Origin of the sequence: Janthinobacterium woesei, assembly GCF_051380875.1 — a bacterium.
Taxonomy (GTDB): Bacteria; Pseudomonadota; Gammaproteobacteria; order Burkholderiales; family Burkholderiaceae_D; genus Janthinobacterium.
Genome location: NZ_JBNYXW010000022.1, coordinates 1 through 24,621 on the forward strand (window position 1 = coordinate 1; position 24,621 = coordinate 24,621).

The window sequence follows — 24,621 nt, forward strand, 5'->3', positions numbered from 1 at the left end:
AGTGGTGCAACCGGGTGCTGAAAAGTGCCTTTGCAGAGGCTTGAGCCGTGTGCGTCGAAAGAAGCACGCACGGTTCTTAGGGGGCTGGGCGCGGGCAACCGCGTCCGGCTACCCTGCGTAAATCAATTGGCGACCGCATCGACGCACTGGGCAGCAACGGAGTTTGAACAGCTGGACTTGGGCGATGCGCGCTTGAACAAGCGAGCGAGAATACTGATGGAACGATTTGCGGCCGATCCGATGGCGAGCATCCCGAAGGCCAGTCTGGGCTGGAGCGAAACGGTGGCGACCTACCGTTTCTTTGACAACGACAGCGTCGACTGGCGGGCGTTGATGGCGCCACACTGGGAGCAGACGCAGCAACGCATGGCGGCCCGTCGTGTCATTCTGTGCCTGGAAGACACGACGGAACTCGATTTCAACGGCCAGGAAACGAAGGGCCTGGGGCCGCTGAGCTACGAGGCTCAGCGCGGCATGTACGTGCACCCGACCTATGCCGTGACGCCCGAACGCGAACCGCTGGGGATCCTGAACGCATGGATGTGGGCGCGTACTTTGAAGGATGAGGCCGGCCAGCGCGAGGGGCCAAAAGAAAGCTTGCGCTGGATCGAAGGCTACGAGCGCATTGCCGAGATGGCGCCGGACCTGCCCGACACGCGTCTGGTGTATGTGGCCGACCGCGAAGCCGATCTGATGCCGCTGATGGCCCGGGCCCAAGAACTGGGCACGCCGGCCGACTGGCTGGTGCGGGCCAAGCACAATCGCTGCCTGCCCGATGGCGACAAACTGTGGGCGCACACCACCGACGGCGCGCCGCTGGGCGAGATCAGTTTCCTGATGCCGCCACGCAAGGATACGAAGGCGCGCACCGTGCGCCAGCAACTGTGGGCGCGGCGCATCGAACTGCCGGCGGGTAAAGGCACGACAGTCTCGGTGACCTGCGTGGTCGCGCGCGAAATCGATGCGCCGCCAGAGGCCACGCCGGTGGAATGGCGCTTGTTGACGAACCGCACGGTCGCCAGCGATGTCGACGCCGTCGCTTTGATCGACTGGTATCGGGCGCGTTGGGAAATCGAGATGCTGTTCGACGTGCTGAAAAACGCTTGCCGTGTCGAGGCGCTGCAACTGGGTTCTATCGAAAAGCTCGAACGTGCACTGGCCTTGTTCATGGTCGTCGCCTGGCGCATCGCTTACCTGATGCGCAGTGGGCGCACCTGTCCCGACATCGATGCCGCGCTGTTCTTTGACCCTGACGAGATTCATAGCGCCTACCTGCTGAATGACCGCGACGCCCCAGATAAACCCAAGCTCAACGACGTGCTGCGTCTGGTGGCCCGACTGGGCGGGTTTCTCGGCAGAAAAAGCGACGGCGAACCGGGTGTCAAGACCATCTGGCTTGGGATGAAGGAAGTCTACGTCGCGGCGAAAACGATGGGTAAATTACGTGACCGGGCCAACGCCAAGACTTGTGTATAACGAGGTGCATTAAGCCTCATGGAACATTGCAATTGTCTCTTGCTCTCGATGTGCTAGATAATCTATTGCTCAATGTCTATGTTCTAGAGCATCACTCAAAACTTGCTTTTCCCTCTGCGACCACTGACAACGAAACCGAAGAAGAAAGCACGGAAACTTGACATCCTCAAAAACGGGGCCCTTTGAGGATGCACCGGCTTGGGGCGTGCTCCAAGGTTTTGATTTTTAAGTGAGAAATGATGACTTCCGCTTTCGGCCAGAAGCGTACAGCAGTGATCGACAGCAGTAAGTGACCTTTCTCGTGATTTTCTATGCAAGAATAGAACACTCGATAATTTAAAAAAGGTTACAGAAAATGCGCTTCAGCCAAGGAATATCTACCCGTGTGCTTTCTTCAATTAGCGTATTGGTCTCTGGGACTTTGATTTCAGGTTGCGTTACCAATACTGTAGCTGAGCTACGTAACGACCCGGCAAGCTACGATGGCTCAATCCAAGTGCATTTGGCCCCTGATGTCGTATTTCGTCATCTTCGAGAGGCTGCAAAAAATTGTCTTGAACAAGCCCCGATGGGAACGCCTGTTTTAAGCGAGAGCGAGTTTGATAGTTCAACTCAATCCGGGCAAATCAGGCAGCGAATGACGGCGCAGCAGGTGCTTTTAAACATGACGATCATAGATCTGGCCAAGCAAGCGGGGGCTGAAACTGAACTAAAACTCTACACAGTTAAAGGCTGGAGGGCAATTGGGGTCACGATGCCGAAAAAAGAAGATTTGGTTCGCTGGGGTTCGGGTGACAAGGTATGTTGGAACGGTCATTAACGCAAGTAACGCAAGGGGTCACGTCTGCCTATAAGGGCTGATGCGTTGGGCGCAGTGACAGCAAGCTCAGCCGCAAACCTGATTAGAACCACGAACGCGCGCCTGCGGCGCGCGAGGCTGCCGCGCAGCGGCAGCAGGTGGAGGATTCGGGGCGGGCTGGGCCGGTAGGCCCAGCCCTTCGAATCTCACACGCAGGGCGCGCAGGCGCCCTGCTCGCTTCCGCCAGGCAACAAAAAACCGCCCGAAGGCGGTTTCTTTATTTCCTGGCGGAAGCGGTGAGATTCGAACTCACGAACAGTGTAACCCGTCGCTAGTTTTCAAGACTAGTGCCTTCAACCACTCGGCCACGCTTCCAGATGGCAGCATTATACATAAAGCGGGCTGGCTTACCAATGGGCAGTGGTGACGGCGGCGCATTTAAGGTTGCCGCCAGCACAAGCTATACGCCCCAGTTTTCGCGCAAGGCCCGTTCAAACTCCGCCGCTGGCAGCGGGCGCGAGAATAGGTAGCCTTGCACTTCGTCGCAGCCTGAGCTTTTCAGGAAGGCCAGTTGCTCGGCCGTTTCCACGCCTTCGGCGATCACTTTGTGGTGCAGTTGCTGGGCGATGCTGATGATGGTGCTGGCGATGGCGCAGTCGCTGGCGTCGGTGGGGATGCCGGTGGTGAATGAGCGGTCGATTTTCAGGGTATCGATGGGGAAGCGCTTGAGGTAGGACAAGCTCGAATAGCCGGTGCCGAAGTCGTCCAGCGACAGGGCCACGCCCAGCGCGGTGATGCGGTCCATGATGCCGATCACGCGCTCGATGTTGTGCATCAGCGTGCTTTCGGTGATTTCCAGCTCCAGCCAGGCGGCCTCCAGGCCGTAGCGGGCCAGAGTGGCAGCAACCCTGGCGGGCAGGGCCAAGGTGAATTCGCGGGCGGAAACGTTGACGGCCAGGCGGATCGGCGGCAGGCCGGCCAGTTTCCACGCTTGCGCCTGGGCGCAGGCCGCTTCCAGCACCCATTCGCCCACTTGCACCACCAGGCCAGTCGATTCGGCCAGGGGAATGAATTCGGCGGGCGGGATCATGCCGTGCTGCGGGTGGTGCCAGCGCACCAGCGCTTCGGCGCCGATGATGCGCCCGCTGGCCAGCGCGTATTTCGGCTGGTAGTGCAGCAGCAATTGCTGTTCCGACAGGGCCTGGCGCAAGCCCGTTTCCAGGCGCATGCGCGCCTGCATGCCCAGATTCATGTCCTGGCTGTAGAAGGCCACGCTTTCCGCCTCGCCGCCGCTGTCCTGCTTGGCGCGGTACATGGCGATGTCGGCCAGGCGCAGCAAGGTTTCCGCATCCTGCCCGTCTTGCGGGTAGACGCTGATGCCGATGCTGGCGCCCACGCGCAGGTCGTGGCCTTCGATGAGGAATGGTTCCACCAGGGAAGCCAGGAGTTTTTGCGACACCATGCTCGCTTCGAAGTGCTGGCTGATGTCGAACAGGCCGACGGCGAACTCGTCGCCACCCAGGCGCGCCACCAGGTCCTGGTCGCGCAATACATGGCGGAAACGCAAGGAAACCTGGCGCAGCAGCTCGTCGCCGATGCGCCGGCCCAGGGTGTCATTGATCAGCTTGAAACGGTTCAGGTCGATGAACAGCACGCAGCCGAGCATCTTGCTGCGCTGCGCCACGCTCAGCGCCTGGTCGACCAGCTTGGCCAGCAGGGTGCGGTTAGGCAGGCTGGTCAGCGGGTCGTAATACGCCAGGTGGTGCAAGCGTTCTTCGGCCAGCTTGCGCTCGGTGATGTCCGTCAGGTAGGCGATGAGGCCGATGGGCTTGTCGTCCATGTCCTGCAGCGGCGACAGGGACAGGCTGGCCCAGAAGACTTCGCCAGACTTCTTGCGCCGGCGCACCTCCATCAGGCGCCCGCCCTGCTCCAGGAAGGCGTCGTGGAAGCCCGTGTCTTCGTCCTCGTACAGGAACAGGATGTTGCGCCCTACCGCTTCCACCGAGGAATAACCGAACAGGCGCTCGGCGCCCTTGTTCCAGCTGGTGATGTAGCCCGTCAAGTCCATCGTCAGCACCGATTCGTGCAACTGGTCGAGGATTTGCGTCTGCTGCGCCAGCAAGGCTTCGACTTGCGCGTAGGCATGCGTGGAGCGCTGCGCCAGCGAGTGCACTTGTAGCACGCCGGCCGTCAACGATGCCAGGCTGGCCAGGTGGCGGCGGTCGGCGTCGTCATACCCATTGCGGCCCGCCACGGCGAAATGGCCGAAGCAATGGCCGTCGAAACTGATTTCCTGCAGCAAGGCGGGCGTATCGCGCGGGAAAGGCAGCAGCGGCGTCACGCCAGCGGCGCTGGCCGAGGGCAGGAACTGGCCATGCGGGCTGGCCATCACGGCGCTGGCGATGCGGCCCAGCTCGTCCATCAGCGCAGGGCCACGCAAACGCACGACGGCGTCGCACAGGGCGGCGCTGTCACCGAGGTAGTCCGACACCGGTAGCACGGTCATGCTACAGGTTCCGGCTGACCTGGATGGCCCACTGGTAAGCCTGTAGCAGGCTGCGCCAATAGGTTTCTCCATCGATGCCGGCGCGGCGCAAGCCTTCGGGCGGCGGCGCAGTGTTTTCGACCAGCACCAGCAAGGTGCCCAGCGCGCCGCTGCGTTCGAGCAAGGCGGCGCTGACCTCGGGCGCCAGGTTCAGGGTGGCGATGATGTCCGGCATGGGCATGCCCAGCAAGATATCGAGCAGGGAAAACACACCCACCATGAAGGCCAGGTCCTGCGCGTCGCGGTCGCCACCGCGCAGCTGGCACAGCGCTTCCATCTGCGCCGCGCGCACGGCTGCCAGTGGCAGCAGCGCATGGATCTTGCCATCGTCTTGCTGGCGCGCATACAGCAGCAGTTGCAGCCAGCGCTGCAACTGGCGCCGGCCCAAGAGGGTAATGGCTTGGCTGAAGCTGGTAATCGGCGCCGTGAAACCGAAGGCGGCCGAATTGACCAGTTTCAACAAGTGATAGCTGAGCGATGGGTCTTGCTTGAGCGGCACTTCCAGCTCGTGCGCGTCGGCATCGCGGGCCAGAAGGCCCAGCAGCGCCAGCAGGCGCCGTCGCGAGGTAGCGTCTTCCGGCTCGCTTTGCTGGCGCGCATGGTGCAAGGCGTAGTCGCCGGCAAACCAGCTCACGCCCAGCTCTTGCACAGCGGCAAGCTGCTGTGCGTCGCCGATGTTGTAGGCCAGATGGGGCCCGGGCAAGGGCAGCAATTGATGCAGGCCCGGCAGTTCGCCGGCCGCGTCGATGGCGAGCGCGCGCGCCTCGACCTGCGCCGCCGCCACAGGATCGGCGTCAGGACCGTCGAGGAGGATGCGGTAGCCGGCGTCGCGCCATTGCTGGCATTTTTTCTGGATCTGCTTGTCGCTGGCGAAGTGCGCCGGCAAACGGAAAATGGTGCGTTGCGGCGCCAGTTGCGCCAGCACGGCCTCGTCCACGCCATGCGGGTCGGCCAGGGGAATGATGCAGTCGAGCGGCGCCAGGAAAGCATACGCATCGGCGGCGGCCAGCGCCGTCAACAACGGGGCCGTGGAAGGCTGCGGCACATGCAAGGTGACAGCGACCCACTCGTTATGAGCATTGGCAACTGCTTGTAATCCCACCAAAGGAAACAGGTTTGATTCAGACGCTGACATCGGTATCTCAGTGTGGGTAGGGCGCCATAGTAAATAAACTAACCAGCATTGGCAACCCTGGCCCGGCAGGAATGCCATTTCGACAGCGAGAATCATTCTATCCGAATCTCACCCACGAAACAGTTTAATTTTGGCAATAAATATTCAAAAAGAACATTCTCCCGGGAGACCAGCCTGCCATGCGGGCTTGCAAAAACACGGCGCCACGCTCGGGCACCGCTCAGGCCCCACCACCATGCGCGTGCTCGACCGCATATTTGATCAATTCGGCCTGTCCTTCGATGCCCAGCTTGCGCTTGATGTTCAGGCGGTGCGTTTCCACCGTGCGCACGCTCAAGTCCAGTTCGCGGGCGATCTGCTTGTTCGACTGGCCGGCCGCAATGTGCTGCAACACCTGCTGTTCGCGCGTGGTGAGGAAGGAATCGTGGACTTGCGGGCGCGACAGTTGCCGCGCCAGCGCCGCGCTGTAATAGATGCCGCCAGACATCACCGTCTCGATGGCGAAAACGATATCTCTCCCTGGCGCATCTTTCAGCACATAGCCGCGCGCGCCTGCCTGCAAGGCTTGCGATACGTATTCAAGCTTGTCGTGCATGGACAGGATCAGCACGGCAATCTGCGGGAACGCCTGCTTGAACAGCGCTGTCGCTTCAATACCATTCGTGCCGCGCATATTGATATCCATCAATACCAGGTCCACCGCGTGCGTGCGCGCCTGGGCCAGCGCTTCGTCGGCGCCGCCCGCCTCGGCCACCACATCGAAATGCGCCACCGCTTCCAGGCGCGCGCGCAAGCCGTCGCGCACCAGGGGGTGGTCGTCCACCAGCAGGATTTTGATCATTTCGCTCATGGATAGGTATCTGTCTATATTAGTGTGTGGATGGAAGCGTCAGGCGCGCCAGCACCAGGGTGCCGGCCGGCGAGGACGTGATGTGCAGGCTGCCGCCGATGGCTTCCATGCGTTCCGTCATGTTGCGCAGGCCGATGCCGCGCTGCGGATGCAGGGCGATGCCGTCGAAATCGAAGCCGCCGCCGTTATCAAGGATGCGCAGCTCCACTGCCTTGCCCGCCTCATGCAGGCTCACTTCCACGGCGCTGGCGTTGGCATGGCGCTCGCAGTTCGTCAGCGCTTCCTGGGCGATGCGGAACAGCACGGTGTTGACCATGTCGGGCAAGCCCTCCCCTGCCGTCGGCGGGCTGGCCGCGAAACTGGCTTGCACGCTGCTGCTGTCATTGAACTCATGCACCAGATGGTCGAGCGCGGCGGCCAGGCCCAGGTCGTCGAGGATGGCCGGGCGCAGGTTGTGCGAAATGCGCCGCACCTCACCCAGCACCTTGTTCAGCTGCTCGGCGGCCCGCTCGAACGTGGCGGGCGCTTTTTCTTGCTGCTCGGCATTGCCGGCCAGGCGCGCGATGCCCGCCTCGATCTGCAGCTTGATCGATACCAGCCACTGGCTGATACCGTCATGCAAGTCGCGCGACAGCCGCGCCCGCTCTTCTTCCTGCGATTCCACCACGCGCTGCGCCAGCACTTTCAGCTTGGCGTCGGCGACGCGCAATTCGCGCAGGTTCAGCACCAGGCCGCAGGCGGCCACCAGCAAGGAACCGAGGATGGCGATGGCGGCGATCAGTTCCATGGTCGAGCGGATATTGCGCGACTGCTGGGCGTCCACCTTGGCCAGCGCCTGGTCCACGTCGTCCATGTAGATGCCGGTGCCCATCATCCAGCCCCACTCCGGCATCAATATCACATAGCCGAGCTTGGGCGCCGACTTGTTGGTCGACGGTTTGATCCAGTTGTAGCGCTCGAAACCGCCGCCGCTGCGCGCCCGCTGCATCAGGCGCTGGATGGTCAGGTTGCCGTCGGCGTCGCGCAACTCCCACAAATTGCGCCCCACCAGCTCGGGCTGGCGCGGATGCATCAGCGACTTGCCCTGCAAGTCATAGATGAAGAAATAACCGTCGTCGCCATAGCTGAGGGAAGCGAGGATGCGCTTGGCTTCTTCTTGCGTGGCGGCATCCTTGCGCCCCGACTGGACCAGTTGCGCGATGGAATGGCTGGCCAGCGTCACGTAATGCTTGAGTTCGGCTTCCTTGCTGGCCAGATACGCCTGCTGGATGGTGGCGCGCTGCTGCTCGGCCAGGGTATTGGCCTGGTGCCGCACGGCAAAGGCGATCGCGCACAGGGCCAGGATCAGCGGTGTAATGGCCAGGAAGATGACTTTCTGTCTGAGTTTCATGGCCTTGCGCGCACTCCGGTAACGTCGAACTTGGTGAAAAGCGGTGATTTTACGTGGCGGCAAGCACATTGCCCTGCGTAGTAGTACTGAGCGTTACTGCGTAGTTGTGCGCTTGCCACGATTATACGGTTCCTGAATACTAGCCATAAGCTGTGACTACATCCAAAGTTGCACCAAACTGACAACGATCAGGCACCACAGCACACATCATCGCACGGCACAGCGCCCGTCAATCTCTGGAGGAAGCATGAACCGCATTTTCAAACAACTGGGCTGGGCAGCGCTTGCGCTGGCCGGCGCAGGTTCCCTGGGCGTTGTCGCCCTGCAACGCGGCGAACCGATCAGCGCAATCTGGATCGTCATCGCCGCCGTCTGCGTCTACCTGATCGCCTACCGCTTCTACAGCCTGTTCATCGCCGACAAGGTGCTGGGCCTGGATGCGCGCCGCATGACCCCCGCCTTCAAGCACAACGATGGCCTCGACCACGTACCGACCAACAAATATGTGCTGTTCGGCCACCATTTCGCGGCCATTGCCGGCGCCGGCCCTCTGGTCGGCCCCGTGCTGGCCGCGCAGATGGGCTACCTGCCCGGCATGCTGTGGATTTTGGCGGGCGTGGTATTTGCCGGCGCCGTGCAGGATTTCATCGTGCTGTTCATCTCCATGCGCCGCGACGGCCGCTCGCTGGGCGACCTGATCAAGGCTGAACTGGGCGAAATTCCCGGCATGATCGCCCTCCTGGGCTGTTTCATGATCATGGTCATCATCCTGGCCGTACTGGCCTTGATCGTCGTCAAGGCGCTGACCGGTTCGCCATGGGGCAGCTTCACCGTGATGGCCACCATTCCCATCGCCCTGTTCATGGGCGTGTACTCGCGCTTCATCCGCGTCGGGCGCATCGGCGAAATTTCCATCATCGGCTTCGTGCTGCTGATGCTGGCCATCATCGGCGGCCAATATGTACAGGAACACGCAGTACTGGGCCCGATGTTCACCTTCACGGGCACGGAACTGACGTGGATGCTGATCGGCTACGGCTTCATCGCCTCCGTGCTGCCCGTGTGGCTGCTGCTGGCGCCGCGCGACTACCTGTCGACCTTCCTGAAAATCGGCACCATCCTGGGCCTGGCCATCGGCATCATCGTCGTCGCGCCTTACCTGAAAATGCCGGCCATGACCAAGTTCATCGACGGCTCCGGCCCGGTCTGGTCGGGCAGTCTGTTCCCCTTCCTGTTCATCACCATCGCCTGCGGCGCCGTGTCCGGCTTCCATGCGCTGATTTCCTCGGGCACCACGCCGAAGATGATTGAAAACGAAAGCCATGCCCGCTTCATCGGCTATGGCGCCATGCTGATGGAATCGTTCGTTGCCATCATGGCCCTGGTGGCTGCCTCGACCATCGAGCCGGGCATCTATTTCGCCATGAACAGCCCGGCTGCCCTGATCGGCACCACGGCAGAATCGGCCGCACAGGCGATCTCGCAATGGGGCTTTTATGTCACGCCGGAAATGCTGACGCAGACGGCCAAGGACGTGGGCGAGCACAGCATCATCTCGCGCGCAGGTGGCGCACCGACCCTGGCGGTCGGCATGGCGCAGATTCTGTCGGGCGCCATCGGCGGCAAGGCCATGATGGCCTTCTGGTACCACTTTGCCATCCTGTTCGAAGCGCTGTTCATCCTGACCGCCGTCGATGCGGGCACGCGCGCCGGGCGCTTCATGCTGCAAGACTTGCTGGGCAGCTTCGTGCCCAAGCTGAAGAAGACGGAAAACGTGTATGCCAACCTGCTGGCCACGGGTCTGTGCGTGACGGCCTGGGGCTACTTCCTGTACCAGGGCGTGGTCGATCCGCTGGGCGGCATCAATACCTTGTGGCCACTGTTTGGCATCGCCAACCAGATGCTCGCCGCCATCGCCCTGATCCTCGGCACCTGCGTGCTGTTCAAGATGAAACGGGGCCAGTACGCGTGGGTAACGATCTTGCCGACCATCTGGTTGCTGCTGTGCACCTTGACGGCGGGCTGGCAAAAGATTTTCGATGCCAATCCGCGCGTGGGTTTCCTGGCGCACGCCAAGAAATACTCGACGGCACTGGAAGAAGGCACCCTGCTGGCACCGGCCAAGTCGGTGGCGCAGATGCAGCAGATCATCTTCAACGACTACCTGGACGCCGGCCTGGCCGCCTTCTTCGTCATCGTCGTCGTCAGCGTGCTGTTCTTCGGCATCCGCACGATCTTGAAGGCGCGCGCCGACAACAAGCCAAGCACCAGGGAAGCGCCGTTCCAGGCCATGCCAACGGTGCAATGATGATCGACGACATCATCAAGGCTGGACGTTACCTGGGGCAAAGCATGCGGCTGATGTGCGGCTTGCCCGAGTACGACACCTACGTGGCGCACCGGGAAGTGACCCACCCCGGCGAGCCGATGATGACGTATGAAGAGTTCTTCCGCGAACGCCAGGAAGCCCGCTATGGCGGAGCGGGCAAGCGCGGCGGCTGCTGTTAATACCGGGGTCGGACCCAAAGGGTCCGACCCCACCCCCCGTTTGTTTCATCTCCAATAAGTTCCCCTCCCCTCTCTTCCCTTAGACCCACATCAACATCGTGGTGTGTCTTCGCGTCTATATTTTTCCTACAGGAATTAAAAAACAGTCAACAGCCAGCCCGGAGAGCGCCGCAGCCATGTTCAATTTCCAACGCTCCAGCATCAGCCAGAAACTGACCATGATCTCGCTGCTATCCTCTGGCAGCGCGCTGCTGCTGGTGTTCGCGGCGTTTGCACTGGCTTCGCTACTCAGGCACAAGGACGATGAAAGCCAGCAATTGCTGTCATTGGCGGGCGCCATCGGCGGCGCCAGCGTGCTGTCCTTCCTGGTGGCCGTGTTCCTGGCGCGGCGCTTTCAAAGCGTGATCGCCGAGCCGATCACCAAGCTCATTGATATAGCGCAAAAAGTCTCCCGCAGCCAGACTTACAGCCACCGCATCGCGCACCAGCGCAGCGACGAGCTGGGCCTGCTGATCGACAGTTTCAACGACATGCTGGCGCAGATCGACAGCCGCGACAGCACCCTGGAACATTACCGCGACCAGCTCGAACGCCAGGTGGGCGTGCGCACGGCGCAGCTGGAAAAGGCCAAGGATGCGGCCGAGGCGGCCAGCCAGGCGAAGAGCGCGTTCCTGGCCACCATGAGCCATGAAATCCGCACGCCCATGAATGGCGTGCTGGGCATGACGGAGCTGCTGCTAGCCAGTGCGCTGACGGCGCAGCAGCGCCACTACACGAGCATGGTGCAGCGCTCGGGGCAAAACTTGCTGGTGATCATCAACGACATCCTCGATTTTTCCAAGATCGAGGCGGGCAAGCTGAACGTGGAATACATCCGCTTCAATTTCCGCGAATTGCTCGACGATATAGAACACGTGTTCGCGCCGCAGGCGCAAGCGAAGAATATCTGCCTGGAATTCGCCATCGCCAACGATATTCCCATCGCCATCTGCGGCGACCCGAACCGCTTGCGCCAGATCATCGTCAATTTGCTGGGCAACGCCATCAAGTTCACGCAAACGGGCAAGGTGACCGTGAAGGTGGCAGTGTGCGGCGAAGATGCGCCCAGCGTGGGCTTGCGCTTCGAGGTGCACGACACGGGCATCGGCGTGTCGGGCGAGGCGCAGAGCCGCATCTTCGAATCGTTCTCGCAGGCCGACGGCTCGACTACGCGCAAGCATGGCGGCACGGGCCTGGGCCTGACGATCTCGAAACAGCTGGTGGAACTGATGGGCGGAAAAATCGGCGTGGACAATGCTTTAACGCAAGGCTCGATCTTCTGGTTCGAAGTAAATTTCGATAAGCGGCGCGTCGACAGCGACGACCCGTCCTTCAACCTGAAAACCACGCGGGGGTTACGCGCCTTGATCGTCGACCATACACCGGCCACGCGCGCCGTGCTGGAACGGCAGCTGGCCAGCTGGCACATCGTCAGCGACAGCGCCGCCACGGCCAGCGACTGCCTCGACCGCCTGCACGCGGCCGCGCAGGCGGGCACGCCGTATGCCGTGGCCCTGCTCGACATGGCATTGCCGCGCACCAGCGGCCTGGCCCTGGCCGCCACCATCAAGAGCGACCCGCTGCTGGCCGACCTGAAACTCTTGCTGCTGAGTACGGAACAGGGTGCGGCCGACCCCGTGCAGCGGCGCGAAGCGGGCGTGGCCTTCCAGCTGATCAAGCCGGCCCGCGAATGCGACCTGTTCGACTGCATCGTCACGCCGCCGCGCGCCAGCGAGAGCTTGCGCATCGCTGCGCCAAACGGCACGCGCCATGCGGCACGCCCCCCGGGCCGGCGCCAGCGCCGCCGCGTGCTGCTGGCCGAAGACAATCGCGTCAACGTGGAAGTGGCGCTGGCCATGCTCGACAGCCTGGGCCTGGACGTGGTGTGCGCCCGCAACGGCGAAGAAGCATTGCTGGCGGCGCAGGCCGAGGATTTCGATCTGCTACTGATGGATTGCCAGATGCCCGTGATGGATGGCTTTGCTGCCACGGCGGAAATCCGCCGCCACGAACAGCATTGCAGCCATGCGCGCGAGCTGCCCATTATCGCCATGACGGCCAATGCGCTGCAGGGCGACCGCGAAGCGTGCCTGGCGGCCGGCATGGACGACTACCTGAGCAAACCATTCACGCAGCAAGAGCTGGGCCATACGATCGCGCGCTGGATCACCCTGCCGCGCGCGGCCAGCGTGCACCACAGCGTGCCGCCGCCGGTGCAAGATGTGCTGGAAGTGCCAACGGCACCCACACCGCCCTCGCTGCAGATCAACCGGCAGGCGCTGGAGAATATCCGCGCCCTGTCGCGCACGGATGGCGATGCGCTGCTCGAACGGGTCATCCTCGCCTTCACGGACGAGACGCCGCGCCAGTTGCGCGCCATGCGCGAGGCCATCGCCGGTGCTGATGCGCAGGCGCTGTGCAAGGTGGCGCACAGCCTCAAATCAGGCAGCGCGAACGTGGGCGCCGATGCCCTGGCGCAGCTGTGCAAGGAAATGGAAAAACTCGCCCGCACCGGCAGCACGGCAGGTGCAGGCAGCCTGCTGCAAGCAATGCATAAGGCATTCCTGGCGCTGCGCGCATCGCTGAGCACCATCCTCGTGAAGGAACACTGACATGACAGCGCCCCTCCCTTCCCCGCGCGGCCTGGTGCTGGTGGCCGACGACGATCCCGTGATGCGCCTGCTGATGCGCCAGATGCTCACGCAAGTGGGCCTGGACGTGATCGAGGCCGAGGATGGCGTGCAGGCGCTGGCCAGCTACCGGCACAGCGGCCCCGACCTGGTCATGCTCGACGTCGACATGCCGGCCCTGGACGGCTTTGCCGTATGCCGCGAAATCCGCCGCCAGGAAGTGGGCGCCAGCGTGCCCATCATCATGGTCACGGGCGGCGACGAACTGGAAGCGGTCACGCGCGCCTACGAAGTGGGCGCCACCGATTTCATTTCCAAGCCCATCAACTGGCCCATCCTGGGCCACCGCGTGCTGTACGTGCTGCGCGCCAGCGACGCCATCGCCCGCCTGCGCATTGCCGATGCGCACAACCGCGCCGTGCTGGCCGCCATCCCCGACACCTTCTTTCGCCTGAACCGGGACGGCTACTATCTCGACTACGCACAGGGCCATGAGGCCAGCGCCGGCTTTTCCATCGACCACTGCGTGGGCAGCCACATCGGCGACGTGCTGCCGCCCGAGATCGCCGCGCGCCTGCTCGACCAGGCGCGCGCCGTGCTGGCCACGCAGCACATCGGCTCGGTCGACTACACGCTCACGCACGCGGACAACACGCGCCACTTCGAAGCGCGCCTGGTGGCGACGGGCGCCGATGAAGTGCTGGGCCTGGTGCGCGACATCAGCGAGCGCAAGCGCACCGAAGAACAGATCCGCCGCCTCGCCTATTGCGACAGCCTGACGGGCATCCCGAACCGGCAGGCATTCCTGGAAACGCTGGAACGCGAACTGCTGCGCTCGAAAGAGCACGGCAAGAAATTTGCCGTGCTGTTCATGGACCTCGATGCCTTCAAGCGCATCAACGACACCCTGGGCCACGACGTCGGCGACCATCTGCTCAAGGTGGTGTCGGAGCGCCTGCGCGAAACCATCCGCCCCAGCGATCTGGTGCTGCGCGCCGAACATGAAATGGCCAGCGCGCACGGCGGCAGCAACCTGGCGCGCCTGGGCGGCGATGAATTCACGATCCTGATTCCCGACCTGGAACGGGTGGAAGACGCGCTCAACGTGGCGCACCGGGTCAAGGACGCCATGCGCCGGCCCTTCATGCTCGATGCGCACGAGATTTTCGTCACGGCCAGCATCGGCATCTCGCTGTATCCGGAAGATGGCGAGGACTGCAACTCGCTGTTGAAATATGCGGACACGGCCATGTACCACGCAAAAAATTGCGGCAAGAATAACGCCAAGCTCTACAGTTCATCCCTGACGATGGAAATCATGAGCCACGTCAAGATGGAAGTGGACTTGCGCAAAGCGCTGCAAAACAACGAACTGTATTTGCTGTACCAGCCGCAGATCGACGTGCCCAGCACGCAGATCGTCGGCGTGGAAGCGCTGGTGCGTTGGCGCCATCCGGAGCGGGGCATCATTTCGCCCACCGAATTCATCCCGCTGGCAGAAGAGACCGGGTTGATCGTGCCGATTGGCGAATGGGTGCTGCGCACGGCCTGCAAGCAGGCCAAGGCGTGGCAAGGCGACGGCGGGCGCGCCATCCGCATGGCCGTCAATCTGTCGGCCAAGCAGTTCAAGGATGAAAACCTGATGCAGATCGTGCTCTCGGCGCTGGCCGACACGGGCCTGGACGCGCGCCTGCTGGAGCTGGAGTTGACGGAAGGCACCTTGATGGACGATGCGCGCGCCACCATGATGACCCTGGAGCAATTGCGCAGCATCGGCGTGTACCTGTCCATCGACGACTTCGGCACCGGCTACTCGTCGATGAATTACTTGAAACGCTTCGACGTGCGCGCCTTGAAGATCGACAAGAGTTTTATCGCCGGCTTGCCGCAGGATGCGGAAAACGCAGCCATCACGCGCGCCATCATCGCCATGGCGCATGGCCTGAAAATGGTGGTGGTGGCCGAAGGCGTGGAGACGGACGAGCAGTTGCTGATGCTGGAAGAATACGGCTGCGACATGGCCCAGGGATACTTTCTGGGCCACCCGTCGCCGCACGACACGATCACGGCCATGCTGGCGCGGCAAGCGGGCCAGGCGATCAACTTGGACGCTAGCGTACTTCGAAGGCGAGGATTTGTGTGACTTGCTGCACGTTGAAATTATCGTCGGAAATCATCACCAGGCTGCGCCGGCCATTCGCCAGGCGCGGGCCCCAGGCGATGCCTTCGATATTGTCGACCCGCTCTAAGCCAATCTTTTCCAGATCCAGCAGCAAACGCTTGCGCGCTGGCACGTAGCTGGCGCCCGCCAGAGCTGGCAGCGCGAAGATGTCGGTGGCGCCGTCCGTTTCCATTACATAGATACGCACGTGGTTGGCGTAGATGCCATCCGCGTTTGCCACGCCGGAGCGCTCCACCACCAGCAGTTGATGGTCATTCACGGCAAGAATTTCCGATACGCCGTTATCGGCTTCGCGCCCCGCTGCCGGACGCGAGGCCACCGCTTCTATCGGATACGCGTACTGGCCCAGCACCTTGCCGGTGCGGTCCAGGCGCGTGATGCGCACCACGGAACCGTTGTCGGGCGTGGCCAGCGGGCCATCCTGGTACAGGGCCGCTTCCATGCCCAGCCACAGGCTCTTGCCGTCGGACGAAAAAGACAGCCCTTCAAAGCTCATGTTGTTGCGCGAGCCAACTTCATCCTGCGAGACACGGAACATGGCGGGCGTGGGCAAGGTGGCCAGGTATTGGCCCTCGCGGTCGGCGTGACGCACGAACGGATGCAAGCCCACCTTGCGGTTGCCTTCACTGCCGTACCACAGGCTGCCATCGCGCGGATCGACGCGGATGGTTTCGATGTCGGCCACCTCGTCGCCCATGTCCAGATGCGCATGCGCCAGGTTCGGGTAGCGGCTGCCATCGGGCTGCGTGAAGAAATGCACGCTATTCAAGCTCACGCCGGAAAATGCCTTGCTGTCATAGTTCAGTGTGGCGCGGTAGAAACGGGCCGCATTGATTTCCGAGCGGTCATCGCTTTCCATCACCCAAGTGTTGCTGGCCGCATCGTAGTCGATGCCGGACAAGCCGCCCACCGTGGTGCCCTGAAACAGCTGTTTCAACGCGATGCGCTGCTCGCCGATCAGGCGCAGGCCAGCAATCGGCGCATCGTGGGGGATGCTGGCGCAGGCGGAGATGAGGATGGCCGAAGCAAAGGCAAGCGCGACGCGCGCGCTGCAGAACAGTTGAGGCATGTTGATTCCGAAATGAAGTAAACCCAGAGGCAAAGGCTGGGGTCTGACGCCGAAAAATTACACCACCCCATCGGCCTTCAGCTGCGCGATGGCGGCCGCGTCAAGCCCAAGCGATGCCAATACTTCATCATTGTGCTGGCCCAGGGTCGGCCCCAGCCACTGCGTCTTGCCCGGCGTGGCGGAGAGCTTGGGACTGATGGCGGGCAATTTGACGGGCGTGCCGTCGGCAAAATGATGCTGTTCAAACATGTTGCGGGCGAGAAATTGCGGATCGCTCAGCATGTCGCGCACGGAGTAGATTTTGCTGGCCGGCACGTCGGCCGCCTTCAGCACGGCCAGCGCGCTGTCTATCGTGTGCGTGGCGCACCAGGCACCGATGGCGTCGTCGATTTCCTGCGTGCGCGCCACCCTGCCATCGTTGCGCGCCAGTTGCGGGTCGCCGGCCATGTCGATGCGGCCCATGGCCAGCATCAAGCGTTTGAAGATGGCGTCGCCATTGCCCGCAATCACGATATTTTCGCCGTCGCCCGTGGTGTAGGTATTCGATGGCACGATGCCGGGCAAGGATGCGCCCGTGCGCTCTCGCACCACGCCCGCCTGGTCGTATTCGGGCACCAGGGACTCCATCAGGTTGAACACGGATTCGTACAGGGCCACGTCGACCATCTGTCCTTCGCCCGAGGCCGCCCCGCCCGTCACGTCGCGGTGGCGCAGCGCCATCATGGCGCCGATCACGCCGTGCAGGGCCGCCACCGAGTCGCCAATCGACACGCCCACGCGCACGGGCGGGCGGTCGGCAAAGCCGGAGACATAGCGCAAGCCGCCCATCGATTCACCGATGGCGCCGAAACCGGGCAAGTCCTTCATCGGCCCCGTCTGGCCAAAGCCGGACAGGCGCACCATGATGAGCGAGGGTTTAAGCAGCTTGAGCTGCGCATAGCCGAGATCCCACTTTTCCAGCACGCCGGGGCGGTAATTTTCGACGATGATATCCGCTTCCAGGGCCAACTGGCGGGCAATCGCCCTGCCCTGCGGCGTTTTCAGGTTCAGGGTCAGGCTTTTCTTGTTGCGCGCCTGCACCGACCACCACAGCGAAGTGCCGTCCTTCAGCACGCGCCAGGTACGGATGGGGTCGCCGCCATCGGGCGACTCGATCTTGATCACGTCGGCGCCGAATTCGGCCAGCATGCGGGCGCAGAACGGCCCCGCGATCAGGGTGCCCAGTTCAAGCACTTTGATCCCTTTCAAAGGACCGGTGGTCGTGGCGGTCGCGCTAGCGTCTGTCATGTTGGGTTCAGGTTGCCCTGCGGTCGAGCATCGCGCGGGCAATCGTGCCCGCGTCGACGTACTCCAGTTCGCCACCCACGGGCACACCGCGGGCCAGGCGGCTCACGTGCAAGCCGCGCGCCTTCAGCATTTCGCTGATGTAATGGGCGGTCGCTTCGCCTTCGTTGGTGAAGTTGGTGGCGAGCACCACTTCGCCGACCACGCCATCGTTGGCGCGGCTCAGCAATTTTTCCAGGTGGATATCTTTCGGCCCGATGCCGTCGAGCGGCGAGAGGCGCCCCATGAGCACGAAATACAGGCCCTTGTAGGTGAGCGTCTGCTCGATCATCAATTGGTCGGCGGGCGTTTCCACCACGCACAGCAAGCACTTGTCGCGCTCGTCGTCGAGACAAGTCTCGCACACGTCGTGTTCGGTAAAGGTATTGCACAGGGCGCAGTGATGCACGGCATCGACGGCCTGGAACAGGGCGCGCGACAGCATGGCCGCGCCTTCCCTATCGTGCTGCAACAAATGAAATGCCATCCGCTGCGCCGACTTGGGGCCGACGCCGGGCAGGCGCCGCAGCGCCTCGGTCAAGAATTCAAGCGACTTGGACATGGATCAACCTTGGTCCCTGCCGCAGATCGAGTGCATGCGGCTTGGCATCAGAATGGCATTTTGAAGCCGGCTGGCAAGTTCATGCCACCAGTCAAGCCTGCCATTTTTTCAGCGGAAGTCGCTTCAGCCTTGCGCACGGCGTCGTTGAAGGCGGCGGCAACCAGGTCTTCCAGCATGTCCTTGTCGTCGGCCAGCAGCGACGGGTCGATGGAGACGCGCTTGACGTCGTTCTTGCAGGTCATGACGATCTTCACCAGGCCGGCACCCGACTGGCCTTCCACTTCCACCAGCGCCAGTTGATCCTGGGCTTTTTTCATGTTGTCTTGCATTGCTTGCGCCTGTTTCATCAGGCCAGCCAGTTGATTTTTCATCATAAGAATGCTCCGTATTAATTCAGTTTGTTAATAATCAATGCAGGGTCGGCGCGGCAGAGCCGGCCGGTGCAGGTGTAATCGTCCCCGGCACCACGAAGGCGTCGAATGCACGCTTCATATCGAGCACAAAGGGGTCGGTTTCAATAATTTCTTCGGCTTGCCGCTGGCACGCTTCGCGGTGCGCCTGCGCTTCCGCGCTGGCCGTGTACCAGACGGCGCCCAGTTCCGTGTCGACATTGACCTTGCGCCCGAAGCGTTCGGTGAGCGCGGCGGCCAGTTTTTCCACGTTGGCGGGACTGCGCCAGGTGTCGATGGGCACGCGCAGGCGGAACGTGGTGCTGTGGCCGTCATACAGGCATTCGATCAGCTCGGCCTGCACGGCCAGCTGCTGGGCCACGCCGCGCAGCGGCAGCACGGCGGCCACTGCCGGCCAGTTGCCGTCCCAGTCCAGGCCAGGCACCGGTGTGATGACATACGGCGCGCTGGGCGCGGCTTGCTTGGCGGCACGCTGCGGCATGATGACGGCTGGCTGCTCGGCGGACACGCTGGCGGGCGCCGACACGGCGATGGATGCGCTGTCGTCGGAAAATTCGGTGACCCAGGGCGGCAAGTCGTCGTCGGCTGGCGCCTGCTGTGGCGGCGCAGCCTGGCGTGCCGGCTGCATTGCTGCGGCCGCAGGCGCGGACGCGGGAGCTTCCATCACGGCAACGGCTGGCGCATCGTCCCACGGCGCCAGCGCTTTCGCGGCGGCGGGCGGTGGCGGCGCCGCTGGCACCGGTGCGGCGGGCGCAGCCGCGACAAAGGCCACTGGCGCAGGTGCAGCCAGCTTGGGCGCCGACGATGGTGCCGACGGCGCGCTGCCTGGACGGCCTTTCGAGGCGGCACGGGCCGCTACCAGCGCCGCATTGATGGCGGCGCGGGCCGAACTGAGCGGTGCAGCCGGGGCGGAAGCTGGCGCTGCAGCCTGTACTGGTGCAACTGGTGCAGGCGCTGCCGCAACTGGCGTCGCTGCGCGTGGCGGTGGCGCTTCGCTGCGGGCCATGCTGGCGGCAGTAGCCATCACCACGGCCGCTGGCGTAGCAACGCCAGCTGTCACGGTTGCATGGCTGGCGACGCTGTTGCTGGCGGCGCGGGCGGCGGGGGCCGAAGCGCCGGCTGCGGCGCGGGCGGCGGCGACAGCGGCAGGACGGCCCATGGAAGCTGAATTCGGCGCGGAGGCAGGCGCAGCCGGCACGCCATCGGCGCCGCCGATGCCGGGCCGAAACGCCAGCATGCGCAGCAAGGTCATGCTGAAGCCCGCGTATTCGTCCGGTGCCAAGCCCAGTTCATTGCGCCCGTGCACGGCAATCTGGTAAAACAGCTGCACTTCTTGCGCGTCAAACGCACTAGCCAAACGCACGATATCCGCGTATTCGGGTAAATCCTGCGGCAAGGCGGCGGGCACGGTTTGCGCCAGCGCAATGCGGTGCAATAAAGTACCCAAGTCTTGCAGGGCGCCGTTGTAGGACAGGCTGCGCGAGGCCATCTCGTCGGCCACGGCCAGCAAGTCGGCGCCATCTTGCTGCGCCAGCGCATCGAGCAATCGCACCAGATAAGATTGGTCGAGCGCGCCCAGCATGCCTTGCACGGCGTCGAGCGTGACTTCGCCGGCCGCGTAAGCAATGGCCTGGTCCGTCAAGGAGAGCGCATCGCGCATGGAACCGTGGGCGCCCTGGGCCAGCAGGCGCAAGGCCGGCTGCTCGAAGGCGATGCCCTCCTGCCCCAGGATATTGTCCAGGTGGCTGATGATGTGGCCGGGCGGCATCTGCTTGAGGTTGAACTGCAGGCAGCGCGACAGCACGGTGACGGGAATCTTTTGCGGGTCCGTGGTGGCCAGGATGAACTTCACGTGTTCAGGCGGCTCTTCCAGGGTCTTGAGCATGGAATTGAAGGCGTGGTTGGTCAGCATGTGCACCTCATCGATCATATAGACCTTGAAGCGCGCATTGCTCGGCGCATATACGGCTTGTTCGAGCAGCTGCGCCATTTCATCGACGCCGCGGTTCGACGCCGCATCCATCTCTATATAGTCAACGAAGCGCCCCGCGTCGATTGCCGTGCACGCGTCGCACACGCCGCATGGCTGGGCAGTGATGCCGCCCGTACCGTCGGGACCGATGCAATTGAGCGATTTGGCCAGGATGCGCGAGAGGGTCGTCTTGCCGACGCCGCGCGTGCCCGTGAACAGGTAGGCGTGATGCAGGCGGCCACTTTGCAGCGCATGCGTGAGCGCGCGCACGACGTGCTCCTGGCCGACGAGCGTCTCGAAATTCTTGGGGCGGTATTTACGGGCGAGGACTTGATAGGACATGCTGAGATTTTACCATGCGAGTTGCGGTGTGATCCTGCGCGGCGGGCGCAAGCCTCATGGCCGGGCCAGGCGAACAAACTTGGCAAACGCGGCAAAGCAGCAATTGTATAACATGCCCCGGGACAATTATGGAAAAACGGACAAGCCCGGCAATGCTGCAGACTGGCAAGAAAATGCGGCCGTAAAAACAAAAAAGCTGCCCTTGGCAGCTTGATTGTCGATCTGTGTAAAACATTCCCGAAGGAGGCGAGCCTGATCTGCGGCACTCATGGTTAATAGCCGTGGCTGCTTCGTTCCCGACCTGACCAGGTTAGCCATGCCACGATGCGCAGGGGCCCGCCGAGGACCATTATACCCGGTCTGCGGACGATTGGGGAAGTCACGCACAAACCAAGCCACCCTAAAGGCAAAATCCGGGGCCGGTCCCTGAGGGACCGGCTCCAGTCTTTGCTCCTGGGTTAGCCTTACAGTCCCAGTTCCTGCCAGATGCCATCGACCTTGGCCTTCACTTCCGGCGTCATGGCAATCGTCGTACCCCACTCGCGCGTGGTTTCGCCCGGCCATTTATTCGTCGCATCGATACCCATCTTGCTGCCCAGGCCGCTGATCGGCGAGGCGAAGTCCAGGTAGTCGATCGGCGTGTTGTCGACCAGCGTGGTGTCGCGGATGGGGTCGACGCGCGTGGTGATGGCCCAGATGACTTCCTTCCAGTCGCGGATATCGACGTCTTCGTCGACCACCACGATGAACTTGGTATACATGAACTGGCGCAAGAAGCTCCACACGCCGAACATCACGCGCTTGGCGTGGCCCGCGTACTGCTTCTTGATCTGCACCACGGCCATGCGGTAGCTGCAGCCTTCGGGCGGCAGATAAAAGTCCGTGATCTCGCTGAATTGCTTTTGCAGCAGCGGCACGAAGACTTCATTGAGCGCCAGGCCCAGCACGGCAGGTTCGTCCGGCGGCTTGCCCGTATACGTGGAGTGGTAAATCGGGTCGCGGCGCATGGTGATGCGGTCGATGGTAAACACGGGGAAACTATCCTGCTCATTATAGTAGCCCGTGTGGTCGCCATACGGCCCTTCCAGCGCGTGCTCATAGCCGCTCGGATGATTTTCGTCCGGGTAGATATGCCCTTCGAGCACGATTTCCGCAGACGCTGGCACGCGCAGTTCGCTGCCGATGGCTTTCACCAGCTCCGTGCGGCTGCCGCGCAGCAAGCCGGCAAACTGGTATTCGGACAGGCTGTCCGGCACCGGCGTGACGGCGCCTAATATAGTAGCGGGATCGGCGCCCAGCGCGACGGCGATTGGATATGGCTTGCCCTTGCTCTGGATGGCGTGTTCGCGGAAGTCCAGCGCCCCGCCCCGGTGGGCCAGCCAGCGCATGATGACCTTGTTACGCCCCAGCACTTGCTGGCGGTAAATACCCAGGTTTTGCCGCTTCTTGTTTGGCCCCTTGGTGATCACCAGGCCCCAGGTAATCAGGGGTGCGATATCGCCGGGCCAGCAATGCTGGATCGGCAGGCGCGCCAGATCGACGTCATTGCCCTCCCAGACGATTTCCTGGCATTTGGCGCCGCGCAATTCTTTTGGCGACATGTCCCACACGGATTTCACCAGGGAACCCAGGCCCAGCAAATCCTTGAAATCCTTCGGCGGCTCCGGCTCCTTCAGGCGCGCCAGCACGTGGCCGATCTTGCGCAGTTCGCTGACATCCTCGGCACCCATGCCCAGCGCCACGCGGCGCGGCGTGCCAAACAGATTGCCCAGCACCGGAATGGTGTGTCCGGTCGGATTCTGGAACAGCAAGGCCGGTCCGCCCGCGCGCAAGGTGCGGTCGCAAACCTCCGTCATCTCCAAATACGGTGAAATAGGGGTAGCAATGGTCTTAAGTTCACCCATTTGTTGCAGTTGAGAAATAAAATCTCGCAAATCTGAATATTTCATATGTTTTTAATTTTTTTTGACGTCGGACGCCGTTGCTGAAGGATCTATGCCAAGTAATTGATTTTATTGGCTTTTGGCACAATGCAAGACAAAAAGTAAGACATAAAAGTAATAAAGAATCGATTCGTTAGTATTGACTTGATATAAAACGGCTTCTACAATTCGCCCAACTTGAAAGAGACGCCGGCCCAAGGCTTGATTTTAGCGTTTCTCTTTCATTCACGGAGTCGGGGCTCCACATGACATTTTAAGGAGTGTTTTCAAAAGGCGTCTGCCTTACCCCCGATAAAAGTTGTATTGCGACTGATCCAATACCAAAAGGGACCGATCAGCTCAGGCAAGCAATGACGGCGTTTCTCGCACGCATCCATACGCGGCAGAAACGATGATATTTCTGATGCACGGCATTGGCAGCACCCACAACACCGCGAGACCGCGGAGGGACTGCCTGTTGACGCGACATTTCGGGGAACTCTATGACTCATCGTAGCACTGAAGCAGCATTACCTGCTTCAACCGTGGCTGGCCAGCCAGCGTTGGCGCGTTTGCGCGCCCGCGCAACGGCAATTTCAGCACGTGGCGTTTTGGCCACGGCGCAACACACTCTGACAGTCTTCGGCATCTCCGCCCTGGCACTGATCACCCTGCTGATGTTCCGCCCCGACCTGGGCAAGCAAATGACGCACAGCCTGTTCCCGCTGCCGATGGCAGAAGCGCAGGCTGTTGAAGCACCGGCCCTGTCGGCACTGATGGCAGCGCCGGCTGCCGTGCAAACGGCTGCCGTCAAGACTGCTCCCCTGAGCAAGGAAGAAAAAGCCTTGCTGGGCACGAAAAAGCAGCAGCAATGGGTCACCGACTGGCTCTCCAAGCGCTACCGCGTGGCCAACGACGCGACCAATATGCTGGTCTCGACGGCGTACCTGACGGCGCGTGAAATCAAGCTTGACCCGCTGCTGATCCTGGCCGTGATGGCCATCGAATCGGGCTTGAACCCGTTCGCCGAAAGCCCGGTCGGCGCACAAGGCTTGATGCAAGTCATGTCGAAGATACACCACGAGCGCTTCCAGGAAATGGGCGGCGTACAAGCTGCCTTGAATCCAGTGGCCAACATCCGTGTCGGCTCGCTGATCCTGAAAGACTACGTCACGCGTGGCGGTTCCGTCGAAGCAGGCTTGAAAACCTATGTCGGCGCAGCCAACTTCGCCACCGATTCGGGCTACGGTTCGCGCGTGCTGGCAGAATACCGCCGCCTGAAACAGGTGTCCACCGGCCAGAATGTGCCTACACGCACGCCAGTGATGGCCGCCAACACGCCAGCGCCGAACAAGACCGTGGCACAGGAGAGCGGTTCGCTGACCATCAACGTAGCCTCCAGCAACGAGATCGCCGGCCTGTAAGCCCCTTGTGACCCTTTAAAAGCCTTCACAAGGGCATCCACAG

General features: G+C 62.2%; 18 protein-coding genes, 1 tRNA gene and 1 other RNA gene. 8 read left to right on the plus strand and 12 right to left on the minus strand.

What is annotated here, in order from left to right; all coding sequences use genetic code 11:
- Nucleotides 1–126: 126 nt before the first annotated feature.
- On the plus strand, nt 127–1,476 hold the full coding sequence (locus tag ACQ4W6_RS22585) for an IS4 family transposase (protein WP_436569420.1): 1,350 nt from the start codon (nt 127–129) through the stop codon (nt 1,474–1,476).
- A gap of 355 nt (nt 1,477–1,831) precedes the next feature.
- Nucleotides 1,832–2,296, plus strand: a complete 465-nt coding sequence (locus ACQ4W6_RS22590; protein ID WP_436569421.1) for a hypothetical protein — start codon at nt 1,832–1,834, stop codon at nt 2,294–2,296.
- A 264-nt stretch (nt 2,297–2,560) separates the two neighbouring features.
- Here ACQ4W6_RS22590 and ACQ4W6_RS22595 read toward each other — a convergent pair.
- The 5 genes from ACQ4W6_RS22595 to ACQ4W6_RS22615 all read right to left on the minus strand — a co-directional run bounded on the left by ACQ4W6_RS22595 (nt 2,561) and on the right by ACQ4W6_RS22615 (nt 8,195).
- A tRNA-Ser gene (locus tag ACQ4W6_RS22595) sits at nt 2,561–2,650 on the minus strand.
- Between the two features lie 85 nt (nt 2,651–2,735).
- The gene (locus ACQ4W6_RS22600) at nt 2,736–4,781 is read right to left on the minus strand and encodes a putative bifunctional diguanylate cyclase/phosphodiesterase (RefSeq protein WP_436569422.1); all 2,046 of its coding nucleotides are present in this window, start codon (nt 4,779–4,781) and stop codon (nt 2,736–2,738) included.
- A 1-nt stretch (nt 4,782) separates the two neighbouring features.
- The gene (locus tag ACQ4W6_RS22605; protein WP_436569423.1) at nt 4,783–5,955 is read right to left on the minus strand and encodes an EAL and HDOD domain-containing protein; all 1,173 of its coding nucleotides are present in this window, start codon (nt 5,953–5,955) and stop codon (nt 4,783–4,785) included.
- Between the two features lie 220 nt (nt 5,956–6,175).
- A complete protein-coding gene (locus tag ACQ4W6_RS22610; RefSeq protein WP_436569424.1) occupies nt 6,176–6,805 on the minus strand; it encodes a response regulator transcription factor in 630 nt (209 codons plus the stop codon).
- Between the two features lie 19 nt (nt 6,806–6,824).
- Nucleotides 6,825–8,195 (minus strand): cache domain-containing protein, encoded by a 1,371-nt coding sequence (locus tag ACQ4W6_RS22615; RefSeq protein ID WP_436569425.1) that lies wholly within the window; start codon nt 8,193–8,195, stop codon nt 6,825–6,827.
- A gap of 247 nt (nt 8,196–8,442) precedes the next feature.
- Between ACQ4W6_RS22615 and ACQ4W6_RS22620 the strand changes: the two genes are divergently transcribed.
- From ACQ4W6_RS22620 to ACQ4W6_RS22635, 4 genes are all read left to right on the plus strand, one after another.
- Nucleotides 8,443–10,503 (plus strand): carbon starvation CstA family protein, encoded by a 2,061-nt coding sequence (locus tag ACQ4W6_RS22620; RefSeq protein WP_436569426.1) that lies wholly within the window; start codon nt 8,443–8,445, stop codon nt 10,501–10,503.
- Nucleotides 10,503–10,703: a YbdD/YjiX family protein gene (locus ACQ4W6_RS22625; protein WP_436569506.1), complete on the plus strand. Its 201-nt coding sequence runs from the start codon at nt 10,503–10,505 to the stop codon at nt 10,701–10,703. Before ACQ4W6_RS22620 ends, ACQ4W6_RS22625 begins: the two co-directional genes overlap by 1 nt.
- 176 nt (nt 10,704–10,879) lie before the next feature.
- Nucleotides 10,880–13,354 carry a response regulator gene (locus ACQ4W6_RS22630; RefSeq protein WP_436569427.1) on the plus strand — a complete coding sequence of 825 codons (2,475 nt, stop codon included), beginning with the start codon at nt 10,880–10,882 and terminating at the stop codon, nt 13,352–13,354.
- 1 nt (nt 13,355) lies between these two features.
- Entirely contained in the window at nt 13,356–15,515 is a 2,160-nt protein-coding gene (locus ACQ4W6_RS22635) for a putative bifunctional diguanylate cyclase/phosphodiesterase (protein WP_436569428.1), read from the plus strand.
- On the opposite strand, the gene ACQ4W6_RS22640 is transcribed toward ACQ4W6_RS22635, so the two are convergent.
- From ACQ4W6_RS22640 to dnaX, 5 genes are read right to left on the minus strand one after another with little or no spacing between them, the layout of a single operon-like run.
- Entirely contained in the window at nt 15,484–16,623 is a 1,140-nt protein-coding gene (locus ACQ4W6_RS22640) for an esterase-like activity of phytase family protein (RefSeq protein WP_436569429.1), read from the minus strand. The two genes, ACQ4W6_RS22635 and ACQ4W6_RS22640, sit on opposite strands and share 32 nt — an antisense overlap.
- Before the next feature lie 57 nt (nt 16,624–16,680).
- Nucleotides 16,681–17,910 (minus strand): CaiB/BaiF CoA transferase family protein, encoded by a 1,230-nt coding sequence (locus tag ACQ4W6_RS22645; RefSeq protein ID WP_436569430.1) that lies wholly within the window; start codon nt 17,908–17,910, stop codon nt 16,681–16,683.
- A gap of 7 nt (nt 17,911–17,917) precedes the next feature.
- Complete coding sequence (gene recR / locus ACQ4W6_RS22650) at nt 17,918–18,508, minus strand: recombination mediator RecR (RefSeq protein WP_436569431.1); 591 nt, start codon at nt 18,506–18,508, stop codon at nt 17,918–17,920.
- Between the two features lie 47 nt (nt 18,509–18,555).
- Nucleotides 18,556–18,882: a YbaB/EbfC family nucleoid-associated protein gene (locus ACQ4W6_RS22655; protein ID WP_010396201.1), complete on the minus strand. Its 327-nt coding sequence runs from the start codon at nt 18,880–18,882 to the stop codon at nt 18,556–18,558.
- A gap of 34 nt (nt 18,883–18,916) precedes the next feature.
- Nucleotides 18,917–21,232 carry a DNA polymerase III subunit gamma/tau gene (dnaX, locus tag ACQ4W6_RS22660; protein ID WP_436569432.1) on the minus strand — a complete coding sequence of 772 codons (2,316 nt, stop codon included), beginning with the start codon at nt 21,230–21,232 and terminating at the stop codon, nt 18,917–18,919.
- Here dnaX and ACQ4W6_RS22665 point away from each other — a divergent pair.
- A complete protein-coding gene (locus tag ACQ4W6_RS22665; protein WP_436569433.1) occupies nt 21,231–21,446 on the plus strand; it encodes a hypothetical protein in 216 nt (71 codons plus the stop codon). The genes dnaX and ACQ4W6_RS22665 overlap by 2 nt on opposite strands.
- Nucleotides 21,447–21,474: 28 nt before the next feature.
- On the opposite strand, the gene ffs is transcribed toward ACQ4W6_RS22665, so the two are convergent.
- Nucleotides 21,475–21,573: signal recognition particle sRNA small type (gene ffs, locus ACQ4W6_RS22670), an RNA gene on the minus strand.
- Between the two features lie 123 nt (nt 21,574–21,696).
- Complete coding sequence (gene ubiD, locus ACQ4W6_RS22675; protein ID WP_436569434.1) at nt 21,697–23,181, minus strand: 4-hydroxy-3-polyprenylbenzoate decarboxylase; 1,485 nt, start codon at nt 23,179–23,181, stop codon at nt 21,697–21,699.
- Nucleotides 23,182–23,657: 476 nt separating this feature from the next.
- Between ubiD and ACQ4W6_RS22680 the strand changes: the two genes are divergently transcribed.
- The gene (locus ACQ4W6_RS22680) at nt 23,658–24,578 is read left to right on the plus strand and encodes a transglycosylase SLT domain-containing protein (protein WP_436569435.1); all 921 of its coding nucleotides are present in this window, start codon (nt 23,658–23,660) and stop codon (nt 24,576–24,578) included.
- Nucleotides 24,579–24,621 lie beyond the last annotated feature (43 nt).

What these genes read in the sequence shown, in the direction of transcription:
- ubiD (WP_436569434.1), bottom strand. Translation starts at nt 23,181, where the DNA reads ATGAAATATTCAGATTTGCGAGATTTTATTTCTCAACTGCAACAAATG.
- ACQ4W6_RS22605 (WP_436569423.1), bottom strand. Translation starts at nt 5,955, where the DNA reads ATGTCAGCGTCTGAATCAAACCTGTTTCCTTTGGTGGGATTACAAGCA.
- ACQ4W6_RS22625 (WP_436569506.1), top strand. Translation starts at nt 10,503, where the DNA reads ATGATCGACGACATCATCAAGGCTGGACGTTACCTGGGGCAAAGCATG.
- ACQ4W6_RS22615 (WP_436569425.1), bottom strand. Translation starts at nt 8,195, where the DNA reads ATGAAACTCAGACAGAAAGTCATCTTCCTGGCCATTACACCGCTGATC.
- ACQ4W6_RS22645 (WP_436569430.1), bottom strand. Translation starts at nt 17,910, where the DNA reads ATGACAGACGCTAGCGCGACCGCCACGACCACCGGTCCTTTGAAAGGG.
- ACQ4W6_RS22620 (WP_436569426.1), top strand. Translation starts at nt 8,443, where the DNA reads ATGAACCGCATTTTCAAACAACTGGGCTGGGCAGCGCTTGCGCTGGCC.
- recR (WP_436569431.1), bottom strand. Translation starts at nt 18,508, where the DNA reads ATGTCCAAGTCGCTTGAATTCTTGACCGAGGCGCTGCGGCGCCTGCCC.
- ACQ4W6_RS22610 (WP_436569424.1), bottom strand. Translation starts at nt 6,805, where the DNA reads ATGAGCGAAATGATCAAAATCCTGCTGGTGGACGACCACCCCCTGGTG.
- ACQ4W6_RS22590 (WP_436569421.1), top strand. Translation starts at nt 1,832, where the DNA reads ATGCGCTTCAGCCAAGGAATATCTACCCGTGTGCTTTCTTCAATTAGC.
- ACQ4W6_RS22680 (WP_436569435.1), top strand. Translation starts at nt 23,658, where the DNA reads ATGACTCATCGTAGCACTGAAGCAGCATTACCTGCTTCAACCGTGGCT.
- ACQ4W6_RS22640 (WP_436569429.1), bottom strand. Translation starts at nt 16,623, where the DNA reads ATGCCTCAACTGTTCTGCAGCGCGCGCGTCGCGCTTGCCTTTGCTTCG.
- ACQ4W6_RS22665 (WP_436569433.1), top strand. Translation starts at nt 21,231, where the DNA reads ATGCTGAGATTTTACCATGCGAGTTGCGGTGTGATCCTGCGCGGCGGG.
- ACQ4W6_RS22630 (WP_436569427.1), top strand. Translation starts at nt 10,880, where the DNA reads ATGTTCAATTTCCAACGCTCCAGCATCAGCCAGAAACTGACCATGATC.
- ACQ4W6_RS22635 (WP_436569428.1), top strand. Translation starts at nt 13,356, where the DNA reads ATGACAGCGCCCCTCCCTTCCCCGCGCGGCCTGGTGCTGGTGGCCGAC.
- ACQ4W6_RS22655 (WP_010396201.1), bottom strand. Translation starts at nt 18,882, where the DNA reads ATGATGAAAAATCAACTGGCTGGCCTGATGAAACAGGCGCAAGCAATG.
- dnaX (WP_436569432.1), bottom strand. Translation starts at nt 21,232, where the DNA reads ATGTCCTATCAAGTCCTCGCCCGTAAATACCGCCCCAAGAATTTCGAG.
- ACQ4W6_RS22600 (WP_436569422.1), bottom strand. Translation starts at nt 4,781, where the DNA reads ATGACCGTGCTACCGGTGTCGGACTACCTCGGTGACAGCGCCGCCCTG.